Here is a 20,809-nt window from a genome sequence, read left to right as displayed (position 1 = left end):
CATCCCCCACTGATGGTTAGTTGAGGCCCACAGGATGTGGGTCACACAGACGTTGCCACAAATGTGGCGTTCTTAGTCTGTGATTCCACGAATGGACCTTTACAGGCAGTTGATTCCCCTACCTATTTTCTTTTGTATACTCAAAATCTTGAAGCGGGAGTCTTACTGCCCGTTAAGAGTGAGATAAACTCTATTTATAAAAATGTACTCGTATTTTCCTTTTTCTCTTAAATCATTACCAAACCACCATTGATTATGCAAAAGTACCCAATTTTATTTGAATCCCTTTAATAATATCTAAATATTCTGCATAATCTAGTTTTAGGTATTCATATTATCCTGCTTTTAATTCTGGTAATAATAATAAATAAAGTTAATCTTTTGTAAAATCAGTCCTTCATAGTGGAAATCTTATGATAATATGGATATTATATAAATAGAAACAAGCAACAAAGTACTTACAAAATGTTGTGAAAAGGGGTTGTCTGGGGAAAAGAAGCGAATATTCTCGGGAGATTTCGATCTTCACTAAAGTGTTGGATGCTGGAATTTGTCATAGGTTTGAAATTAGGATAGGGAGTGGTTTATTGAAACCTTCAACTAACCGGATGTTAAACCGTATCAAATCCGTCTATATGTTTATTAATAATCGAGGAACTGTAACGACTCAGGAACTTGTAGATGAGTTTGGAATCACTCCTCGAACGATACAAAGAGACTTAAATGTCTTAGCGTACAACGATTTAGTCAGAAGCCCAAGTCGAGGAAAATGGACGACAACGAAAAAGAAAGTAAAATTGACATCGTAAGAAACAAAACCAAAATAAGCTGCCTTCAATAGAAGGCGGCTTATTTTGGTTTTGTTTCTCGCAGCATCGTAATCTCTTCTTCCGTTAATTCACGATATTCACCAAGCTCAAGATTTTCATCTAGTTTAAGAGGTCCCATCGAAATTCTTTGTAAGTAAACTACTTTTTTCCCAACGGCTTCAAACATTCTTTTAACCTGATGGAATTTCCCTTCTGTAATCGTTAACTCGATATCTGAACGAATCCCTGATTTTAGTATTTTCAGCTTACCAGGCTTTGTTACATATCCATCATCTAACGTCACACCTTCATGAAAGGCTAGAACATCGTCTTCTGTCACTTCTCTATCAATTACGGCAAAATATGTTTTTGGTACATGCTTTTTTGGTGACAAGAGCTGATGTGCCAACTGACCATCATTTGTTAAAAGCAACAACCCCTCTGTATCCTTATCAAGCCTGCCGACTGGAAACGGTGAAAAAACAGCATCCTCGAGTTCAAGTAAATCAACAACAGTCTCTTCATAGTGGTCCTCAGTTGCCGAAATCACTCCCTGCGGCTTATTCATCATTAAATAAATATATTCCTTATACTCAATTACTTCTCCATGTAATGTTACTGTATCTGTATCAGGGTTAACTTGTTCTTTTCCATTTTTAACAACAGTATCATTCACTTTCACGCCCCCGCTTTTAAGCAGGTCCTTCACTTCTTTCCGACTGCCATAGCCCAAATTCGCCAACATTTTATCTATCCGCACAAAATCACTCCTTCTCTTCCATTATAGGCTATTATCCATTTCCAAATCAGTAAAATACCATAGTATATCATTGTGCAGCATATTTGTATGGCTAGCACTTATAAAAAATACAAAGCGAGGAGATGTGTCAATGATGATGAATTATCATCCGTTTGATCAGGTTTATCCACTTATTGATTATCGTCAGCAAGGAACTCAGTTTTTCCCAGGATTTCCTGGTGGAAACGTTAACCAGCGTATTGAACGACTTGAGCGTCAAATAGAAAGATTGGATCGTCGTATGGACCAAGTTGATCGCCGTCTAGATCGAATTGAAAGAAGACTTGGCATGCGTCAGGAAGAACAATACTATTAAGAATGAGAATAAGGGTCTCCTTTACAGAGGCCCTTATTTCTATCCTTTCAGATGCAGCTTTTGCATGACACGGTCCACTTTTTGGCCGAACAGCCGGTTCACCAATTTAGATTTTATACCCAAAAATCCATAAATACCTACACCAATAACAGCACAGCTAATGATGATGACGAGCGACTGCCAGACAGACTCAGGAGATAAAAATAGAATTAGCAGCCTATAGGTACCGAAAGCACCAACAAACATCAAAGCTGTAAAGGCTGTAATCAATAGAATCCTGCGAAAAACCAATTTAAAAGAATAGCTTGCATAAGTTTTGATTACGAATAGATTTATCATAATCGCAGCTCCATATCCAAGAGCAGTTGCTACTATTGCACCTTCTGTTTGCATTAACTTGATCAACGGAATATTTAAGCTAAGTTTTATAAGCAATCCAACTAATAGACTTAATATCGTGAAACGCTGCTCATCAATTCCCTGCAAAATGGCAGCTGTAACAGAGTATAAAGCAAAAAGAATCGCTACAGGTGAATAGGCACGTAATACCTCTGTGCCAAATAAATCATGACCATAAAATGCAGTATAGACCGGCTCTGCAAGTAATGACATACCGACAACAGCAGGCAATGTAAGAAATAATAATACCTGAAACGTCTGATTCAGCTGACGGTGTAAACCCCTTTTATCATCTTCAATAAACGTTCTAGTGATATTTGGAACCAAGGTTAGTGAAAAGGCGGTTGCCAAAGAAACAGGGATAATGACCAGCTTATGTGAATAAAAATTCAAGGCACTAAAAGCAAAATCTGATTCCTTCGCTAAGCCAATTTCAACCATTGCCCTATTGAACGTTATTTGATCAATAAATTGAAACAGCGGGTTCGCAATGCCGACAAAAACGAAAGGTGCCGCATACAGTAGAATTTCTTTGTACATATTCTTTAAAGAAATCTCCACCGTGCCTTTATCATGCAGGAGAAGCTCGTCCAAGTGCGGCTTACGTTTATACCAGTACCAAAACAGCACAAGTAAGGAACCAATGGCACCGACAAACGCTGCAAACGTAGCCACACTGACAGCTGACGCAACTTTTCCATTCATGACAAATAAAACAATATAAGCACCTGCCAAGAGAAAGACGATACGAACAATCTGCTCGACTACCTGTGATACAGCTGACGGCCCCATGGATTGATGTCCCTGGAAAAATCCTCTTATTAAACTCATAAATGGGACAATGATGAGAGCGAAACTGACAGCACGAATAACAGTAATAACATCCTCTACTTTTGTCACTTGATCATCATCTTGTATAACCATCTCTCCTAATACAGGAGCAGAAAAGAATAGGATTAAAAACGAGACAAACCCAGTTAAGAGCATAACGATTAGCCCTGATTTAAACAGCCTTCTTCCAACCGCGTATTCTTCGAGTGCATTATATTTTGAGATAAACTTTGAAATAGCCAGCGGAATGCCAGCAGTTGCAATACTAATAAATATGGTATAAGGTACATACGAATATTGATAGAGCGTGGTACCTTCTTTTCCAACAATAGCGTCAAAGGGAATAACATAAAATAAACCTAGCACTTTAGATATAATGGTTCCGAGAGTTAATATAAATGTACCTCTTAAAAGCTTAGACGACATCCAGTACTTCTCCTTATCAACATAGGAATTTGCCAATGTTACTTCTTAGTTATTATAGAAGCCGAACAATATATTATCCTATACCTCCATTTTGCTTCAATTTATAACTAAAAATGACCTTTTATAAACAATTACACTTGAAAACACACTATTTGTAGTTTACTCTTCTTTCATAAAGAATTCTAGTATTAACTTCATTCTGAAGTTAAGCCTCCGGCGAGCCTTACAATTTTTTACGGTATTTTATTGAGAAAGCTCAATAAAAATCTGGGCGCAAATTTGACGAGGCAAATTTGATTAGAAAGGGTCTTATTATATGTATGATGTAATCGTAATCGGCGGCGGTCCTTCTGGTTTGATGGCTGCTATTGCAGCCGGAGAAGCCGGAGCAAAAGTACTGCTGCTTGATAAAGGAGAAAAGCTTGGCAGAAAACTGGCTATTTCGGGAGGCGGCCGCTGTAATGTGACTAACAGACTCCCGACCGAAGAATTAATTAAGCATATTCCCGGAAATGGTCGATTTTTACATAGCGCATTTTCCATTTTTAATAATGAAGATATTATTCTTTTTTTCAAAGGATTGGGGATTGAATTAAAGGAAGAGGATCATGGACGAATGTTTCCTGTCAGTGACAAAGCACAATCCGTTGTCGATGCCTTACTGCGTAAACTATCTGAACTTCGTGTCGAAATAAAAACCAATAGTCCGGTTGAAACGGTGAAGTACGAGCAAAACGAAGTAAAGTCCGTCCTATTAAAAAACGGTAAGCACTATGAAACAAAGGCTTTAGTTATTGCTGTTGGCGGTAAATCTGTTCCTCACACAGGATCAACTGGGGATGGTTATGCATGGGCGGAAAAGGCTGGACATACCATTACAGAGCTATTTCCTACAGAAGTACCGGTCACCTCAAATGAGCCTTTTATTAGAAAAAAAACATTACAGGGTCTTTCACTTCGCGATGTGGCCTTAAGTGTTCTGAATCAAAAAGGCAAAACAGTGATTATGCATAAAATGGATATGATCTTCACTCATTTTGGCATCAGCGGTCCTGCTGTCCTTCGATGCAGCCAATTTATTGTTAAAGAGTTGAAAAAGTCGCCTGATCAAAAGGTGACGGTTAATCTGGACGTCTTTCCAGATAAAAAAGAAGATACTCTTCTTCAAGAGCTCTTACAGCTAGTCAAAGCTGAACCAAAAAAGAGCATAAAAAATGTCTTAAAGAACATACTTCCAGAGCGCTATTTACTTTTTTTGCTAGAGTACAATCAAATCGACGCAATGGCACAGGCTGCCACACTCTCGAACGAAAAAATAAGAAGCTTCGCTGAAAGCTGTAAAAGGTTCCGCTTTACAGTTAACGGTACACATTCACTAGAAAAAGCATTTATTACCGGTGGCGGTGTATCGACAAAAGAAATTGAACCAAAAACAATGGCTTCAAAAAAAATGCATGGTCTGTATTTTTGTGGAGAAATTCTTGATATTCATGGCTACACCGGAGGTTTTAACATTACAGCAGCTTTTATAACAGGCCGACTGGCAGGTCAAAATGCTGCCAAGTATAGTATATAAACACTAAAAAACAAATCGAGCCTGTTCTTTTCAGGCTCGATAAATAATCATGGCTGAAAAACAATAGATTTGCTCCTCATCCTCGTCATCAGGCATTGCTGCAATATTATATTTAATATCCACTAATTTCCTTTCATCCAAGCCTTTTAAAAAACGATTCATCTCGGACTCTAAATTCTTCTCGTACTCCTCATCAAATAATTTAACCTGAATCAATTCTCTCGCTCGCTTTCCTTCTATATAATTATTCATTATTTTTTCCTTTTTTTTAATTTTTTAACCTTTCTGCTATTTAAAATATTGTAACTTTATGTAGAACATCTCAGACTAATTTACTAAATATTCAGTTTGTTCTGATAATTAAATAGACTTATTAAGGCATATCTTGTACAATATCTTCAGAATAATAGAAGTCTCCTATGTTTATCTTCTCATGACCAAGAACAAACCAGTACAAAAGTCAAAACCACTTTTTATGAGGGGGAGAAGTATGAGAAAAAGAAAGTTAAATGCTCTTTTCATGTCACTTATGCTTTCGGCTGGAGTTTTGGCAGCTTGCTCTGGAAATGATGAACAAACTTCTGGTACTGAATCAAATGGCAGCGGAGACAAGATTAGAATCGGTGCCAACCTGGAGTTATCAGGTAATGTGGCTTCTTATGGTCAGGGAATTGCTGAAGGGTTAGATTTAGCAATCGAAGAAATTAATAAGGAAGGCATCGATGGAAAGAAAATTGAACTTGTTAAGGTCGATAACAAATCAGAGGCTGCCGAAGCAACAAGCGGCACTCTCAAACTGATTAACCAGGATAAGGTATCAGCGATTGTCGGCGCTGCAACTAGCACCAATACTCTTGCACAAGTACAAATCGCTCAGGACAATCAGATTCCAATAATCACCCCATCAGGAACAAACCCGGATATTACATTTAAAGATGATAAACTGAATGATTTTATTTTTAGAACATGCTTCATTGATCCATTCCAAGGTGAGATTGCGGCTAACTTTGCTGCAAAAGATTTAGGTGTTAATAGCGCAGCCATTCTAATTGATAGCTCTAATGACTATGCAAAAGGATTAGCAAGCGCTTTTAAAGAAGCCTTTGAAGAAAACGGCGGTAAAGTCATTGGCGAAGAAGCCTATGTGGCAAAGGATACTGATTTCCGTGCTACATTAACAAGACTAAAATCAAAAAATCCTGAATTTGTCTATGTTCCTGGTTATTACGAAGAGGTTGGTTTAATTCTAAAGCAAGCGAAGGAATTAGGCTTTGACGTACCGTTCATGGGCGGTGATGGCTGGGATTCACCGACACTTGTTGAAATTGCCGGTGCAGAAGCCTTAACAAATACCTATATTACCAATCATTATTCATCAGGAGACACAGATGAGAAAATCCAAAACTTCGTAAAAGCTTATGAAGCAAAATATAAAGAAACCCCGGACGCCTTTAATGCTCTAGGCTATGATACTGCTTATTTACTAGCGGACGCTATTAAACGTGCAGGCAGTGCAGATCCTGTAAAGATTAAAGAAGCATTGGAGGAAACAAAGGATTTACTACTTATCACTGGTAACTTTACCTATGATGAAAAGCATAATCCTGTAAAATCCGCAACTATTCTCACCTTTAAAAATGGAGAGCAGGTTTTTGAAACAAAGGTGAATCCTTAATCCTGCAGCTCCTTCGTTATCGTTGATGAACAACTAAATCCATTCTGAAATAGGGGGCTATGCCCCCTATTTCTTAATCCAAATTTGTTTTTCAAGGAGTGTGAGCTTAGATGGAACTTCTCCAACAATTCGTTAACGGAATATCGCTTGGCAGTATCTATGCACTCATTGCGCTGGGATACACTATGGTGTATGGAATCGTGAAGTTAATTAACTTTGCACATGGCGATGTGTTTATGATTGGGTCATTTATAGGCTTCTATTCCATCACTGTCCTTGGCCTCAGCTTTTTCCCTGCCTTACTGATTTCAATGGCCGCCTGCGCGATATTTGGCGTCCTAATTGAGAGAATCGCCTATAAACCTCTTCGAAACGCAACAAGAATCGCTGCACTCATAACAGCAATCGGTGTGTCTCTCTTAATCGAATATGGCTTCATCTATTTTCGCGGTGCGCAGCCGGTAGCATATCCCGGTGATGTCCTGCCTGCCAAAAACATTGATTTCCTCGGCATCACAATAAGCGGCCAATCCTTATTCATCCTTGCCATTTCAGTGGCTCTTATGATTATCCTCCAGTTTATCGTTCATAAAACAAAAATCGGTAAAGCTATGCGGGCGGTATCCTATGATGCTGATGCAGCCAAATTGATGGGGGTAAATGTAAATAACACGATTTCTGCCACATTTGCTATCGGCTCGGCATTGGCAGGTGCTGCAGGCGTTATTTTTGGAACCTATTATGTAAAAATTGAACCGCTAATGGGCATTATTCCCGGTTTAAAGGCATTTATCGCCGCAGTACTAGGAGGTATAGGAATTATACCTGGAGCGATGGTCGGAGGACTTCTCTTAGGCGTCATTGAATCCTTTGTCAGTGCCTCCGGATTCTCCCTGTGGCGTGATGGAGTTGCCTTTATCGTATTAATCCTTATTTTAATTTTTCGTCCATCCGGTTTATTCGGAAAAAATGTCAAAGAAAAAGTATAAAGGAGGCTGGACACCATGTCTATACTAAAACAATCAAAAGGATTTTGGCTTTCGATTGGATTGGCTTTTATCGTATTTTTCAGCATCCAATTCCTGATTGTCGGTGGTCAGTTAAATCCTTTTTACGTCAATATGATTCTCCTAATCTCAATCAACATCATTCTGACGGTCAGCTTACATCTTATTATTGGCATAACAGGACAATTCTCGATTGGCCATGCCGGATTTCTTGCTGTCGGTGCCTACGCATCCGCGATTATCACTATGAAATTAGGTCTCCCCTTTTGGCTAGCAATCATAACTGGAGGGATAGCGGCCGCTCTTTCAGGTCTCGTAATCGGGACTCCGACCCTGAGGCTCCGAGGGGATTATTTGGCCATTGCCACTTTGGGCTTCGGGGAGATAGTCCGTATCATTCTATTAAATGTTGACTATGTCGGCGGGGCAAGCGGTATGCAGGTCTCTCATATGGCTACCTGGCCTTGGGTATTTTTTTCGATGCTGCTCACGATTTTAGCCATCCGAAATTTTACTCACTCAAGACATGGACGAGCCTGTTTATCGGTAAGAGAAGACGAAATTGCTGCAGATGCTATGGGGATAAACACAACCTATTATAAAGTGGCTGCTTTTATTATCGGTGCTTTTTTTGCAGGTGTTGCCGGCTCTTTATATGCTCATAATTTTTATATTATCCAGCCCTCAAACTTTGGTTTCTTAAAGTCTATTGATATTTTAATCTATGTTGTGCTTGGTGGTCTTGGCAGTTTATCAGGTTCCATCATATCCGCTATTTTTCTTACCATCGTTTCTACGTTCCTCCAGGACTATCCTGAAACAAGAATGATTATTTATAGTCTCGTTTTAATTATCATGATGATTTATCGCCCACAAGGGTTAATGGGAACGAAAGAGCTGACAGCATTTTTTAAAAAGAAACCAGTAATTAAGGAGGAGTCTCAGGATGATAACAAACACACCATTGCTTAAGGTAGACCATGCCGGTATCCAGTTTGGCGGCTTAAAGGCTGTTTCTAACATCCTGATGGAAATCCATAAAGGCGAGCTAGTCGGATTAATCGGACCAAACGGGGCTGGAAAAACAACCTTATTTAACCTCCTTACCGGTGTTTATGTACCGACAGAAGGCAGCATTCTCCTGAATGAAAAAAAACTTAATGGGTTCCCTCCCTATAAAATCACACAAAAGGGGATTAGCAGAACTTTCCAGAATATTCGTTTATTCAACGACTTAACTGTTCTTGATAATGTAATGATTGCCTATCACACCTTGGCTAAGCATTCCATTTTGTCATCTATCTTCCGCCTTCCCTTTCACTTTTCAGGTGAAAAAGAAATGGAAGAAAAGGCTATTGAATGTTTAAAAATTTTTCATTTAGATGTTTATAAGGATGAAAAAGCAAAAAATCTTCCCTACGGTCAGCAGCGCCGGCTGGAAATTGCCCGTGCTCTCGCTGCTTCACCACAGCTGCTGCTCTTAGATGAGCCTGCTGCCGGGATGAACCCTCAAGAAACAAAAGAACTGATGGATTTAATCAGCTTTATTCGCGAGCAATTTGATTTAACCGTCATTCTGATTGAGCATGATATGCAGTTGGTTATGGGGGTTTGTGAACGAATTTATGTACTTGACCACGGAAAATTAATTGCGGAGGGGATTCCTGAAGAAATTAGGAATAATCCAAAGGTAATTGAAGCCTATCTGGGCGAGGAGGTGTCCTAATGCTGCGAATTGACGGATTAAATGTCTATTATGGTCATATTCATGCCCTAAAGGATGTTGCCCTAGAGGTAAAGCAGGGAGAAATTGTTACTTTAATCGGGGCAAACGGAGCCGGAAAAAGCACACTGCTCAAAACCATTTCCGGTTTATTAAAGCCGAAACAAGGCAGTATTATTTTTGAAAGTGAAGACATTACAGGTAGACAGGCACAACTGATTGTTAAAAAGGGTATTTCCCATGTCCCAGAAGGCCGCCGCGTGTTTGCCAATATGAGTGTAGAGGAAAATCTTGAAATGGGTGCTTATCTTCGTCGGGATAAAAAAGAAATAAAAGAAGATTTTCAAAAAGTATATGATTTATTTCCACGTCTCTATGAAAGACGCAAGCAGCAATCTGGTACTCTTTCTGGAGGCGAACAGCAAATGCTGGCCATGGGGAGAGCGTTAATGGCCAGACCACGGCTGCTGTTATTAGATGAACCTTCGATGGGACTTGCACCATTATTAGTCAAAACCATCTTTCGAATGATTACAGAAATCAAGGCTACGGGCACAACCATTATGCTGGTTGAGCAGAATGCCAATATGGCTCTTACTATTGCCAATCAGGCCTATGTCATTGAAACTGGCCGTGTTGTATTACAGGGTTCTGCTGAAGAACTGCGGGCAAGCGATCAAATTAAAATGGCCTATCTTGGTGGCCATTAACCACAAAAAAGCATGAGGAGCGCCCCCATGCTTCTTTGCGTTACTCTGTTTTACCTCTCCACTCTAGCATCCCGCCAGTCATATTGCGGACTTTATAGCCTTGTGCTTGTAAAAACTCACAAACATATGCACTTCTGGAGCCAGAACGGCAAATCATAATATATTCTTTGTCTTTGTCAAAATGGGCTAAGTTTGCCGGGATTTCTCCCATTGGGATATGCTTTGCACCTGGAATCATGCCCATTGCCACTTCATCGTGTTCTCTCACATCTACAAGCTCCAGCTTTTCCCCTGCCTCGAGCTTTTCATTTAATTCATATGTGTTAATGACAGCCATTTGACTCATGTATTACACCCCTAATGTTCGTTTATCTTTTTTAACATAACGGCATTCCTTTCTATAGTAAGAAATGCCGTTCATTTATTTATTCTACTTTACTTCTTAGTTTGCGACAATATTAACGAGTTTTCCAGGAACGGCAATGACTTTTCGAACGGTTTTCCCATCAATTTGTGCCTTCACTTTGTCATCGTCCATTGCAATTTGCTCCAGTGCATCTTTATTTGTATTAGCTGGAACTACAAGTTTCGCTTTAACTTTGCCGTTTATTTGAATGACAATCTCAATTTCATCATCCTTTAACTTTGCTTCGTCATATGCAGGCCATGCCTCATAAGCAATGCTGGCATCTGTATGACCAAGCTTCTCCCATAGCTCTTCGGAAATATGAGGTGCGATTGGGGACAGTAATTTCACAAAGCCCTCCATATAATGAATCGGCAAAACCTCTGCTTTATAAGCTTCATTAATAAACACCATTAACTGTGAAATAGCTGTGTTAAAACGTAAGCCTTCATAATCTTCTGTGACTTTTTTAACCGTTTGATGATAGATTTTCTCAAGATTGCTTTCCTTTTCATTCTCTTTAATCTTAGAATTCAAACTGCCATTGTCTTCAATGAATAAACGCCAAATTCTGTCTAAGAAACGTCTAGATCCATCCACACCGTTTGCAGACCAGGCAATAGATCCATCAAGCGGTCCCATGAACATTTCATATAATCGCAAAGTATCCGCACCATGACTATCTACAATCTCATCAGGATTTACTACATTCCCCTTAGATTTACTCATTTTTTCATTGTTTTCCCCTAAGATCATTCCTTGGTTAAATAACTTTTGGAACGGTTCTTTTGTTGGAACCACGCCGATATCATATAAAAATTTATGCCAGAAACGAGCATATAATAAGTGTAATACCGCATGCTCTGCTCCGCCGATATAGATGTCAACTGGAAGCCACTCTTTTAATTTCTCCGGGTCTGCTAACACTTTATCATTATGCGGGTCGATGAAGCGAAGGAAATACCAGCAGCTTCCGCCCCATTGCGGCATTGTATTTGTTTCACGGCGTCCCTTTTTACCGTTAATAGGATCAACTACATTCACCCAATCCTCGATATTGGCCAATGGGGATTCTCCCGTACCAGATGGTTTAATTTCTGTCGTAACCGGCAGAATAAGCGGCAGCTCCTCTTCCGGTACTGCTGTCATCGTACCGTCTTCCCAATGGATAACTGGAATTGGCTCACCCCAATAACGCTGACGGCTGAACAGCCAATCACGAAGGCGGTATGTTACTTTTTTCGTCCCAATTCCCTTTTCTTCAAGCCAAGCAATCATTTTACTAATCGCTTCTTCTTTGTTTAATCCATTTAGAAAATCAGAATTCACATGCGGTCCATCGCCTGCATACGCTTCTCTTTCAATGTCTCCGCCTGCTACAACCTCTTTAATTTCTAAATTAAACTTCTTAGCAAATTCATAGTCGCGCTCATCATGACCCGGAACAGCCATAATCGCACCAGTACCGTAGCTAGCCAATACATAATCAGCAATCCAAATCGGAATTCTTACATCATTTACTGGATTAATAGCATAAGCCCCCGTGAAAACTCCTGTCTTTTCCTTTGCCAAATCTGTTCTTTCTAAATCACTTTTACTTTTAATTTGCTCTAAATAATCTTCAACTGCCTGACGCTGCTGGTCAGTCGTAATTTTCGCAACTAAATCATGTTCAGGTGCAAGCACCGCATAAGTTGCTCCAAATAGTGTATCAGGACGCGTAGTGAAAACAGTAAAACTGTCATCATGTCCATCAATTTGGAAGTTAACCTCTGCTCCTTCTGATCGGCCGATCCAATTTCTCTGCATATCTTTAATGCTTTCAGGCCAATCTAATTCTTCAAGGTCCTCGAGTAAACGGTCAGCATAAGCCGTAATTCTCAAATTCCACTGCTTCATCGGACGGCGCTCTACCGGGTGTCCTCCGCGCTCACTCTTTCCATCTATAACCTCTTCGTTTGCAAGCACAGTTCCTAAAGCAGGGCACCAGTTAACAGGCACCTCATCAATATAGGCAAGGCCCTTTTCATAAAGCTTTAGAAAGATCCATTGCGTCCATTTATAATAGTTTGGATCCGTCGTATTAATTTCACGGTCCCAATCATAGGAGAAACCTAAAGATTTAATTTGCCGGCGGAAATTATTAATATTCTGCTCTGTAAATTCTGCAGGGTCATTTCCTGTATCTAAAGCATATTGCTCTGCTGGAAGTCCGAAAGCATCCCAGCCCATTGGGTGAAGGACATTATATCCCTGCATTCTTTTCATTCTTGAAAGAATATCAGTTGCTGTATAGCCTTCTGGATGTCCTACATGGAGACCGGCACCAGATGGGTAAGGAAACATATCAAGCGCATAAAATTTACGCTTTCCTTTATCTTCGCTTGTTTTAAAGGTTTTATTTTCTTCCCAATGTTTTTGCCACTTTTTCTCAATTTCATGATGATTGAAACTCATCTTATTCTCCTCCTACCTTAATTAAATAGTCAGGTTTTCCAGCCTTTGTATTCAAATTAGTTCTTAAGCATTTTCTATAACTTAGAAAAGAATATAAAAAACCCCTCATCCCAAAACTGGGACGAGAGGATTATGTATTAAAACTCCCGCGGTACCACCCACATTAGTGAAAAAGTCACTCGCTTCATTTATCCTTAACGCGGAAAACGACAGATATTACTATACTTTCACATCTGCAACTCCAAGGCGAGTTCATGATGATCCCGGCTGACTTCCACCAAACGCCAGCTCTCTATAACGGGTTATCATATCATTACTATTCCTTGTCAATGTTGTTCTAATTTATAGAAAAATTTATAGTGATATTGTATATAATTTTGCTTCAAGATGCAAGTCAACAAAAAAGGTACTAATTAATATATTACAAGATATAAACAATTGTTAACCATCCACGTAAAAAATATACATAATCTTTTAATAAAACGCCTAATAAAATAAGATAAGCCACCACGGGGAAAATGTGATGGCTTTTTACATGGATTATTTAACACCCGTATTCGCTTTTACCATCACTTCAGCATATTTCTTTTCATCATGTCTATTGGCAACGACTGTACCAATATACGCACCAATGAAACCAGCTGGTATGGATACAATGGCCGGATTTGTTAATGGGAAAATAGGGTCTCCGACAAGGATAGCTGCACCTGCAACAGGGTTTAAAACATTTGGACTAATTGCAACTAGTACAAGTGCTGTAATTAACCCAGTCAGCATACCTGTAACAGCCCCGGCAGTATTAAACTTTTTCCAGTAGATTGTAAATAGGATTACCGGTAAGTTAGCACTTGCTGCTACACAGAATGCTAGTGATACAAGGAACGCAACATTCATTTTTTGTGCAAAAAGTGCAAGAATAATAGAAAGGACTGAAACGCTGATAGAAGCATATCTTGCAGCAAGCATCTGCTGTTTTTCTGTGATTTGACCTTTTTTAATAATTTGTCCATAAATATCATGCGCAAAAGCAGATGCACCTGATAATACAAGACCAGCAACTACAGCAAGGATTGTCGCGAACGCTACTGCTGATACAAAGGACATGAGAAAATCTCCGCCAAGCGCTTTTGCCAATAACGGTGCAGCCATATTACCTGCAGCATTGGCCGCAATAATATCTGTAGAGCCTACAAAAGCAGCTGCTCCAAAGCCAAGGAAAATCGTTAAAATATAGAAAATACCAACAACCCATGTAGCCGTAACAACTGAACTACGTGCTGTTTTCGCATCCTTAACGGTAAAGAAACGCATTAAAATATGCGGCAGACCAGCGGTACCAAGAACAAGGGCTGCCATCATAGAAATCGTATCAAGTGGAACTTTATATTTCACACCAGGGTTTAAATAATCTTCACCAAGCGGTGTTAACGTTTTCATTTCACTGAACATAGTAAAAATGTTGAAATTAAATTTTGCTAACACTAAAAATGAGATGACGACAGTTCCAATCATTAATAATACTGCCTTTGTAATTTGAACCCAGCTTGTCGCGGTCATACCGCCGAATAGTACATAAGTAGTCATCATCACACCAACAAGAAGAACTGCCACCCAATAATCAATACCTAATAAAAGCTGAATAAGAGCGCCTGCACCCACTAACTGGGCAATCATATAAAAGATAACAATGGTAATCGTACTTAACGCCGCAACAGCTCGTACCTTCTTTTGATTAAAACGTGCTGTAATCATATCTGCAATCGTGTATTTACCAAGATTTCTTAACGGCTCAGCCACAATATACAAAACAACAAGATAGGCAACTAGGTATCCAATTGAATAAAAAAATCCATCAAAGCCATTAAGGGCAATGGCTCCAGCTATTCCTAAAAAAGATGCTGCCGATAAATAATCTCCAGCGATAGCCAGTCCATTTTGCCAGCCAGTTAATCCTCCGCCGGCTGTGTAAAATTCACTTGCTGTTTTCGTACGTTTTGCTGCCCAATACGTAATCACAAGTGTTAGTCCAACAATTAGGACAAATAATAATAATCCTACTCCGCTCATAGGCTTTTATCTCCTTGGTTATATTTTTCAATGAGTGCTTCAGCCATTTTGTCATAACGTGCTGCTCTTTTTACGTATACCATACATAGAACCCATGTCATAATAAATAAACAAAATGAATATACCCATGTCCATGAGATTGCACCAATCGCAGGGGTATTTAAGATTGTTGAATAAGAGGTAAGAATCGGTAATAAAAAGTACAAAACCAAAAAGACAGCAGATACAGGAACAAGGAATTTTTTCTTGGCTTTCATTAACTGTTTAAATTCTGGGGTACTTGCAATTTTTTCAAAATCATACTTACTTTGCTGTGATACGCCTTCTTTCGCTAAATTATCCACCATTATTCCTCCCTTTTTAAAATATTCAGAAATATATGTATATTCTAAAAATTTATAAGGGAAATATCAATCATTTTTTGTAAAAATAGGAAGCTTTTACTAAAAAAATTATTCGACAAAAAGAGCTGATTTCTGGAAATCAGCTCTTTTATACACTTTATATTATTCAGGATGAAATTTTGATTTTACAGGCTGACCGCCGCTTTGTTCATATTTCTTCTTGGCTTGCTTGACTAAATCATAATCTTGGCCAAGCTCGAGGTCATTATTGTTTGCACCATTGCGGGTTTTCTGCTCTGGATTTTGTTGTTTTGAACGTTTTTTCACTTCAGTTCCCCCTAGTGATCATGTAACATCATTTGATTTTGTGCTTGCTGCAGCTGCAGCCGCATACGATGGAGCTGCTCACGCTGCTGCCCATTTGCACTTTGAGCCATTTTTGCCAGTTCATTATAGGCACTTTCTAATTGCTGTAAGGCCTGTGTATAATTTTCACCATTGTAATGTTCCTGGAGGCTGCTTTCCTGATATTGATCTGAGGCAAACCTCAGTGCGTCTTCACAATTTGCTAGCAGTGTTTCAATCGATGCTCGAGTCGCCATAAAACCCCTCCTTTTAAATCACTGCAAAGCTCAAATTTGTTTATGCATACGTGAATGATTTCTAGAGCTTTACGTACTTATCTTGCTCAAATCTCTTTTTTCTACACACTCACAGGCTGCCATTTCTAGACAGAAACAGACAACCAATTGGAAAGCTGCATTCTTCGTGGTAAAATAAACAAATTCGCCCCGATAAATTTCCTAAAAAAATCGCAAGGCTCGCCGGAGGCTGACTCTATTCGCAGAATAAAGTTATATTTGAGTTTTGAGGAGGTTTTTTTCGCTATGCAACCAAATAATCCTTTTCCTTATGCAAGTGATTATAAGCGTTATCATACATGGAATTACCATTTACGTAATAAATTTGGCCATAAAGTGTTTAAAGTAGCATTAGATGGCGGTTTTGACTGTCCAAACCGTGACGGAACAGTTGCACACGGTGGCTGTACGTTTTGCAGTGCCTCAGGTTCTGGGGATTATGCAGGGAACCGCAGCGATGATCTTATTAAACAATTTAATGATATTAAAGGAAAAATGCATACAAAATGGAAAGACGGCAAGTACATGGCCTACTTTCAGGCATTTACCAATACACATGCTCCCCTTCCCGAACTAAAAGAAAAATATGAAACGGTATTAAAGCTAGATGGTGTTGTCGGTCTGTCCATTGCAACAAGACCGGATTGTCTTCCCGATGATGTTGTGGAATATCTAGCAGAGCTGCATGAACGAACCTATTTATGGGTAGAACTTGGACTGCAAACCGTTCATGAACAAACTGCCAACCTCATTAACAGGGCACATGATTTTTCCACTTATGTTGAAGGGGTTGAAAAACTCCGTAAGCATGGTATTCGTGTTTGTTCTCATATTATTAACGGTTTACCAATGGAAACGACAGACATGATGGTGGAAACCGCACATGAAGTGGCAAAGCTTGACGTACAGGGGATTAAAATCCATCTTCTTCATTTATTGAAGGGTACACCTATGGTTAAGCAATATGAAAAAGGGATGCTTGAATTTTTATCACTAGATGACTATGTACAATTAGTATGCGATCAATTAGAAATATTACCACCAGAAATGATTGTTCACCGCATCACAGGAGACGGACCAATTGATTTAATGATTGGACCGATGTGGAGTGTTAATAAGTGGGAAGTTCTAAACAGTATTGATGAAGAGCTCGTCCGTCGAAACAGCTGGCAGGGAAAGAAATGGAGTGTAGTAAAAGCATGAAGTTAATACAAATTTTACCCTTTGCAAGAACATTGCTTGAAACAGCTATACTCCCTGGAGATGTTGCCGTCGATGCCACACTTGGAAACGGTCATGATACTCTCTATCTCGCCAAATTAGTTGGGGAACATGGTCATGTCTACGGCTTTGATATTCAAGACGAAGCAGTCCTTAACAGCAGAAAGCGTTTAGTGGAACAAGATTTGCTGAACAGGACGACCCTATTTACAAAAGGACACGAGCATATTAGTGAGTGTATACCGAAGGAACACCATGGAAAGGTTTCGGCTGCTATCTTTAATCTTGGTTATTTACCAGGAGGAGATAAATCAATCGTGACAAAACCAAACACAACGATTTTAGCTATTGAACAACTGCTTACTATTATGAAAACGGAAGCCATCATCGTGTTAGTCATTTATCATGGCCATCCGGAGGGAGCTGTTGAACGTGACAGACTCCTTGAATTTGTAAGGTCAATTGATCAGAAAAAAGCACATGTATTGCAATATGGTTATATAAATCAGGCTAACAATCCGCCATTTATTATCGCAATTGAAAAACGATAATAAAAGCGCCTTCTCTAAATTTTATGAGGAGGCGCGCAATTTTTTTCTATACATAGCGTTCATATCTCCGTTTTTCTTGTTTTATTCCTCTGCTGAGTTTTTGCAGATTCCGATAAATCACCGCATTGATAAAAAAGAAAAAACTTACTGAACCACCTGTTTTCATAATCCCTTTTGCCAACCTTCGGACTTCACGCTGTTTTCTAACTTTTTCGTCTGATAAATAAAGGCCTAAGAGACCCCGATTTATTAAACGATGAAATCGTCTGTGCGGAAGGTTGTTTGTATGACGGTCTGCTTCTTTAATAAAATGCTTTAAACGAGCAAACAGTTGTTCTTCACTTTCATAATAAAAACAAAAATTTAAATCCCCTCCCAGTTTATCCTCTTCCTGATCAATTAAATAATCCAACAAAATATGTAAACCTTGAATATAAGGAAAATATCCCTTGCGAATATCATTAGCATAACGTTCCTGAAAATCTGTACTAAAAGCATAGGCTATAAGACAAAATACGCCTAAAGTTGACCCGGAACAAGCAGAGAACTCGTACCATTCCATTTTTGGAATGGACTCTTTATTTTCATGAAACCACCTTTTTAATCGAGGCACCCGTTCATCCGGGATCACATGTTTATGTACTTGTAAATCACAATAGTATCCGCAAAGTTCAAGTAAATAACCTTTTATTTTTTCATAATGAACACATTTTGATAGAACTTGCCTGCATGTTGCAACAAGGTCGGACAGGTAGTTTCCATCATCCTGTTCCGAACGAAAACGATAATAACCTGCTTCAGTCTTGTCTAATGACAGCGCATCCCTCATCGCTTCATGCAATGCCCTAAAATCAGCTGGGTCCATTGAAGTACTTCGATCACAAAGATTATCCAAGTAATCGCTTATCGTTTGATAGGCAACAATAAAACGGATTACTTCAGCATAATGTTCCTTTGCCATGAGCGCCATAATCGCACCGCCCTCGCAATGAAACATTTTATGATCAATGCTCGCCAATGCTTGTTTTCGAAGTTCCAAATCCGGAATATTCCGAGCCCGCTCCTTCCAATAAGAAAGCTCCTTATTGACACATGGAAATATCTTTCTGTATGTTTTAGACATTAAACTTAACGGCATACTTGGAACTGACATCGTTTATTCCCTCACTTATACAATATAGCCTAATGATTTTAACTGACTGTTAAAGAAATCCTTTGCATATTCAAACACTTGCTCACGTTCCGGTTCATTAAAAATTTCGTGATAACAACTTGGCCATTCCTTATACCTTTTTTCTGATAAAGGCACTAGATTAAACCAATTTCTTACCGTATGTTTATTTACGATTTTGTCATCTCCACCTTGCATAAGAAATAAGGGAACATCCTGTATTTGATTTATCTTTTCAAATGCCTCTTTTATCCCATAAATTAATTCACGGTACCACCTTACAGACACCTTAGTGATATAGAGAGTATCATTCATGTCTGCTTCCCTTACATCCTCGTTTCGAGTAGCCATATCAATGGTTAAGCCGGAATTCAACCTTAATTGCGGAGCTACAATATTTAGAACGTATGACAGTAAATTCAACAACTTTGATGGGGGTTTGACTAATCCTAAACATGGCGAGGATAGAACAACACCCGCTATATTCAATCGTTCCTCCTGCAGCAAACGAACAGAGATGAGTCCACCTAAACTATGCCCAATGAGAAAAACCGGTAAATTAAATTGATAGGCTGCCTGTATCCAATCCTTCACTTCAAAAATATAGTCATCAAAGGAATCAATATGGCCTCTGTCGGTTCTAGTCGTCATTCCTTGACCCGGCAAATCTCCCATAACTACATGAAAACCTGATAATCGCCACATTTCAATTAACCAGCCATAACGGCGATGATGCTCCATGGCCCCATGGACAATCACCACTACCGCTTTTGCTTCCCCTTCCGCTTCCCATTTCCACATGATACCTTCCTCCTGAAAATCAAAAGTGACCGACTCATTATAATATTTATAATGATTACGCAAAATCCTATATATATGTATATACCTTATCTGTTCCGCGAAAACCATCTGTTCATACTACTATTATGACTTATATACAAATCCTTTGACAAATCTATTCACTTATCAGATAGAATTAGTAGAATAGATATGACTTGGTTAAAATATTATCACCATGATTTCATACATATATAAATAACAGCTATCCCTAAGTCAAACAATAAAAAAGTTTCTAAAGGAGTGTATAAAATGATCTATCCTTACAAAGGTAAAAACCCAAAAATTTCTGATTCTGCTTTTATCGCTGATTATGTTACGATTACCGGCGATGTTGAAATTGGTGATGAATCAAACATTTGGTTTAACACTTCCATACGCGGAGATGTAGCACCAACGATAATTGGAAAAAGGGTCAGCGTCCAAGATAATTCTGTCTTACACCAAAGTCCTAATAACCCGCTTATTATTGAGGACGGTGTAACAGTTGGACACCAAGTGATTCTTCACAGCTGCACACTAAGAAAGAATGCTTTAATCGGCATGGGTTCAATCGTACTTGATCAAGCCGAAGTGGGGGAAGGTGCTTTTATTGGTGCCGGAAGTCTCGTACCTCAAGGAAAGAAAATCCCGCCGGGCACACTTGCCTTTGGCCGGCCTGCCAAAGTAATTCGCGAATTAACAGCAGAAGATATAGCCGATATGGATCGCATCCGAAGAGAATATGTTGAAAAAGGCATATACTATAAATCATTACAAAAGAAATCAAATTGATAGTAGTAGTATTTTCTACATTGCCAATATTAACCGTATAAGTAGTTACTAAAATTAATTTATACTAGT

22 protein-coding genes and 1 other annotated feature are annotated in these 20,809 nt (G+C 39.0%); of the genes, 11 read left to right on the top strand and 11 right to left on the bottom strand.

The window, feature by feature from the left end:
* The first annotated feature begins 587 nt into the window (after window positions 1-587).
* Window positions 588-809 carry a DeoR family transcriptional regulator gene (locus F4V44_RS25520; protein WP_150442791.1) on the top strand — a complete coding sequence of 74 codons (222 nt, stop codon included), beginning with the start codon at window positions 588-590 and terminating at the stop codon, window positions 807-809.
* Window positions 810-849: 40 nt separating this feature from the next.
* Here the strand turns inward: F4V44_RS25520 and F4V44_RS25515 are convergent, their stop codons facing one another.
* Window positions 850-1,569 (bottom strand): pseudouridine synthase, encoded by a 720-nt coding sequence (locus tag F4V44_RS25515; protein ID WP_150442790.1) that lies wholly within the window; start codon window positions 1,567-1,569, stop codon window positions 850-852.
* Window positions 1,570-1,699: 130 nt separating this feature from the next.
* On the opposite strand from F4V44_RS25515, the gene F4V44_RS25510 reads away from it, so the two are divergent.
* Window positions 1,700-1,924, top strand: coding sequence for a hypothetical protein (locus F4V44_RS25510; protein ID WP_396897519.1), 225 nt, complete (start codon window positions 1,700-1,702; stop codon window positions 1,922-1,924).
* A 39-nt stretch (window positions 1,925-1,963) separates the two neighbouring features.
* Here the strand turns inward: F4V44_RS25510 and F4V44_RS25505 are convergent, their stop codons facing one another.
* Window positions 1,964-3,580, bottom strand: coding sequence for a putative polysaccharide biosynthesis protein (locus F4V44_RS25505; protein ID WP_150442789.1), 1,617 nt, complete (start codon window positions 3,578-3,580; stop codon window positions 1,964-1,966).
* A 316-nt stretch (window positions 3,581-3,896) separates the two neighbouring features.
* Here F4V44_RS25505 and F4V44_RS25500 point away from each other — a divergent pair, with 316 nt between their 5' ends.
* Window positions 3,897-5,156 carry a BaiN/RdsA family NAD(P)/FAD-dependent oxidoreductase gene (locus tag F4V44_RS25500; protein WP_150442788.1) on the top strand — a complete coding sequence of 420 codons (1,260 nt, stop codon included), beginning with the start codon at window positions 3,897-3,899 and terminating at the stop codon, window positions 5,154-5,156.
* Between the two features lie 30 nt (window positions 5,157-5,186).
* On the opposite strand, the gene F4V44_RS25495 is transcribed toward F4V44_RS25500, so the two are convergent.
* Complete coding sequence (locus tag F4V44_RS25495; protein ID WP_150442795.1) at window positions 5,187-5,372, bottom strand: sporulation protein Cse60; 186 nt, start codon at window positions 5,370-5,372, stop codon at window positions 5,187-5,189.
* 274 nt (window positions 5,373-5,646) lie between these two features.
* On the opposite strand from F4V44_RS25495, the gene F4V44_RS25490 reads away from it, so the two are divergent.
* The 5 genes from F4V44_RS25490 (at window position 5,647) to F4V44_RS25470 (ending at window position 10,271) form a co-directional block, all read left to right on the top strand.
* On the top strand, window positions 5,647-6,831 hold the full coding sequence (locus F4V44_RS25490) for an ABC transporter substrate-binding protein (protein WP_150442787.1): 1,185 nt from the start codon (window positions 5,647-5,649) through the stop codon (window positions 6,829-6,831).
* Between the two features lie 110 nt (window positions 6,832-6,941).
* Window positions 6,942-7,820 (top strand): branched-chain amino acid ABC transporter permease, encoded by an 879-nt coding sequence (locus F4V44_RS25485; RefSeq protein ID WP_150442786.1) that lies wholly within the window; start codon window positions 6,942-6,944, stop codon window positions 7,818-7,820.
* Between the two features lie 15 nt (window positions 7,821-7,835).
* Window positions 7,836-8,810 (top strand): branched-chain amino acid ABC transporter permease, encoded by a 975-nt coding sequence (locus F4V44_RS25480; RefSeq protein WP_150442785.1) that lies wholly within the window; start codon window positions 7,836-7,838, stop codon window positions 8,808-8,810.
* The gene (locus F4V44_RS25475; RefSeq protein ID WP_150442784.1) at window positions 8,785-9,564 is read left to right on the top strand and encodes an ABC transporter ATP-binding protein; all 780 of its coding nucleotides are present in this window, start codon (window positions 8,785-8,787) and stop codon (window positions 9,562-9,564) included. Before F4V44_RS25480 ends, F4V44_RS25475 begins: the two co-directional genes overlap by 26 nt.
* Window positions 9,564-10,271, top strand: a complete 708-nt coding sequence (locus tag F4V44_RS25470) for an ABC transporter ATP-binding protein (protein ID WP_150442783.1) — start codon at window positions 9,564-9,566, stop codon at window positions 10,269-10,271. The genes F4V44_RS25475 and F4V44_RS25470 overlap by 1 nt, the downstream gene beginning before the upstream one ends.
* A 40-nt stretch (window positions 10,272-10,311) precedes the next feature.
* On the opposite strand, the gene F4V44_RS25465 is transcribed toward F4V44_RS25470, so the two are convergent.
* From F4V44_RS25465 to F4V44_RS25440, 6 genes are all read right to left on the bottom strand, one after another.
* Window positions 10,312-10,617, bottom strand: coding sequence for a rhodanese-like domain-containing protein (locus F4V44_RS25465; RefSeq protein ID WP_150442782.1), 306 nt, complete (start codon window positions 10,615-10,617; stop codon window positions 10,312-10,314).
* 96 nt (window positions 10,618-10,713) lie between these two features.
* Window positions 10,714-13,134, bottom strand: coding sequence for a leucine--tRNA ligase (gene leuS, locus F4V44_RS25460; RefSeq protein ID WP_150442781.1), 2,421 nt, complete (start codon window positions 13,132-13,134; stop codon window positions 10,714-10,716).
* A gap of 114 nt (window positions 13,135-13,248) precedes the next feature.
* Window positions 13,249-13,473: a binding site (T-box leader), on the bottom strand.
* 201 nt (window positions 13,474-13,674) lie between these two features.
* Window positions 13,675-15,201 carry a solute symporter family protein gene (locus F4V44_RS25455; protein WP_150442780.1) on the bottom strand — a complete coding sequence of 509 codons (1,527 nt, stop codon included), beginning with the start codon at window positions 15,199-15,201 and terminating at the stop codon, window positions 13,675-13,677.
* Window positions 15,198-15,548 carry a DUF485 domain-containing protein gene (locus F4V44_RS25450; RefSeq protein ID WP_150442779.1) on the bottom strand — a complete coding sequence of 117 codons (351 nt, stop codon included), beginning with the start codon at window positions 15,546-15,548 and terminating at the stop codon, window positions 15,198-15,200. Before F4V44_RS25450 ends, F4V44_RS25455 begins: the two co-directional genes overlap by 4 nt.
* A gap of 159 nt (window positions 15,549-15,707) precedes the next feature.
* On the bottom strand, window positions 15,708-15,872 hold the full coding sequence (locus F4V44_RS25445) for a glycogen biosynthesis protein GlgD (protein WP_150442778.1): 165 nt from the start codon (window positions 15,870-15,872) through the stop codon (window positions 15,708-15,710).
* Between the two features lie 11 nt (window positions 15,873-15,883).
* Window positions 15,884-16,147 carry a YtzC family protein gene (locus F4V44_RS25440; RefSeq protein WP_150442777.1) on the bottom strand — a complete coding sequence of 88 codons (264 nt, stop codon included), beginning with the start codon at window positions 16,145-16,147 and terminating at the stop codon, window positions 15,884-15,886.
* Window positions 16,148-16,432: 285 nt separating this feature from the next.
* Between F4V44_RS25440 and F4V44_RS25435 the strand changes: the two genes are divergently transcribed.
* Complete coding sequence (locus F4V44_RS25435; protein ID WP_150442776.1) at window positions 16,433-17,389, top strand: TIGR01212 family radical SAM protein; 957 nt, start codon at window positions 16,433-16,435, stop codon at window positions 17,387-17,389.
* A complete protein-coding gene (locus F4V44_RS25430; protein WP_150442775.1) occupies window positions 17,386-17,958 on the top strand; it encodes a class I SAM-dependent methyltransferase in 573 nt (190 codons plus the stop codon). Before F4V44_RS25435 ends, F4V44_RS25430 begins: the two co-directional genes overlap by 4 nt.
* 46 nt (window positions 17,959-18,004) lie before the next feature.
* Here F4V44_RS25430 and F4V44_RS25425 read toward each other — a convergent pair whose 3' ends face one another.
* Together F4V44_RS25425 and F4V44_RS25420 are read right to left on the bottom strand one after the other, a co-directional pair.
* Window positions 18,005-19,111: a tetraprenyl-beta-curcumene synthase family protein gene (locus F4V44_RS25425; protein ID WP_150442774.1), complete on the bottom strand. Its 1,107-nt coding sequence runs from the start codon at window positions 19,109-19,111 to the stop codon at window positions 18,005-18,007.
* A gap of 15 nt (window positions 19,112-19,126) precedes the next feature.
* The gene (locus tag F4V44_RS25420) at window positions 19,127-19,930 is read right to left on the bottom strand and encodes an alpha/beta hydrolase (protein WP_150442773.1); all 804 of its coding nucleotides are present in this window, start codon (window positions 19,928-19,930) and stop codon (window positions 19,127-19,129) included.
* Window positions 19,931-20,218: 288 nt separating this feature from the next.
* Here F4V44_RS25420 and F4V44_RS25415 point away from each other — a divergent pair, with 288 nt between their 5' ends.
* Window positions 20,219-20,740 carry a gamma carbonic anhydrase gene (locus F4V44_RS25415; RefSeq protein WP_150442772.1) on the top strand — a complete coding sequence of 174 codons (522 nt, stop codon included), beginning with the start codon at window positions 20,219-20,221 and terminating at the stop codon, window positions 20,738-20,740.
* Window positions 20,741-20,809 lie beyond the last annotated feature (69 nt).

The sequence above is a fragment of the Niallia endozanthoxylica genome (genome assembly GCF_008710145.1).
Classification (GTDB): Bacteria; Bacillota; Bacilli; order Bacillales; family Cytobacillaceae; genus Bacillus_BD; species Bacillus_BD endozanthoxylica.
The sequence above is the reverse complement of the archived record's forward strand: the minus strand, read 5'-3'. Positions and strand labels throughout refer to the sequence as shown.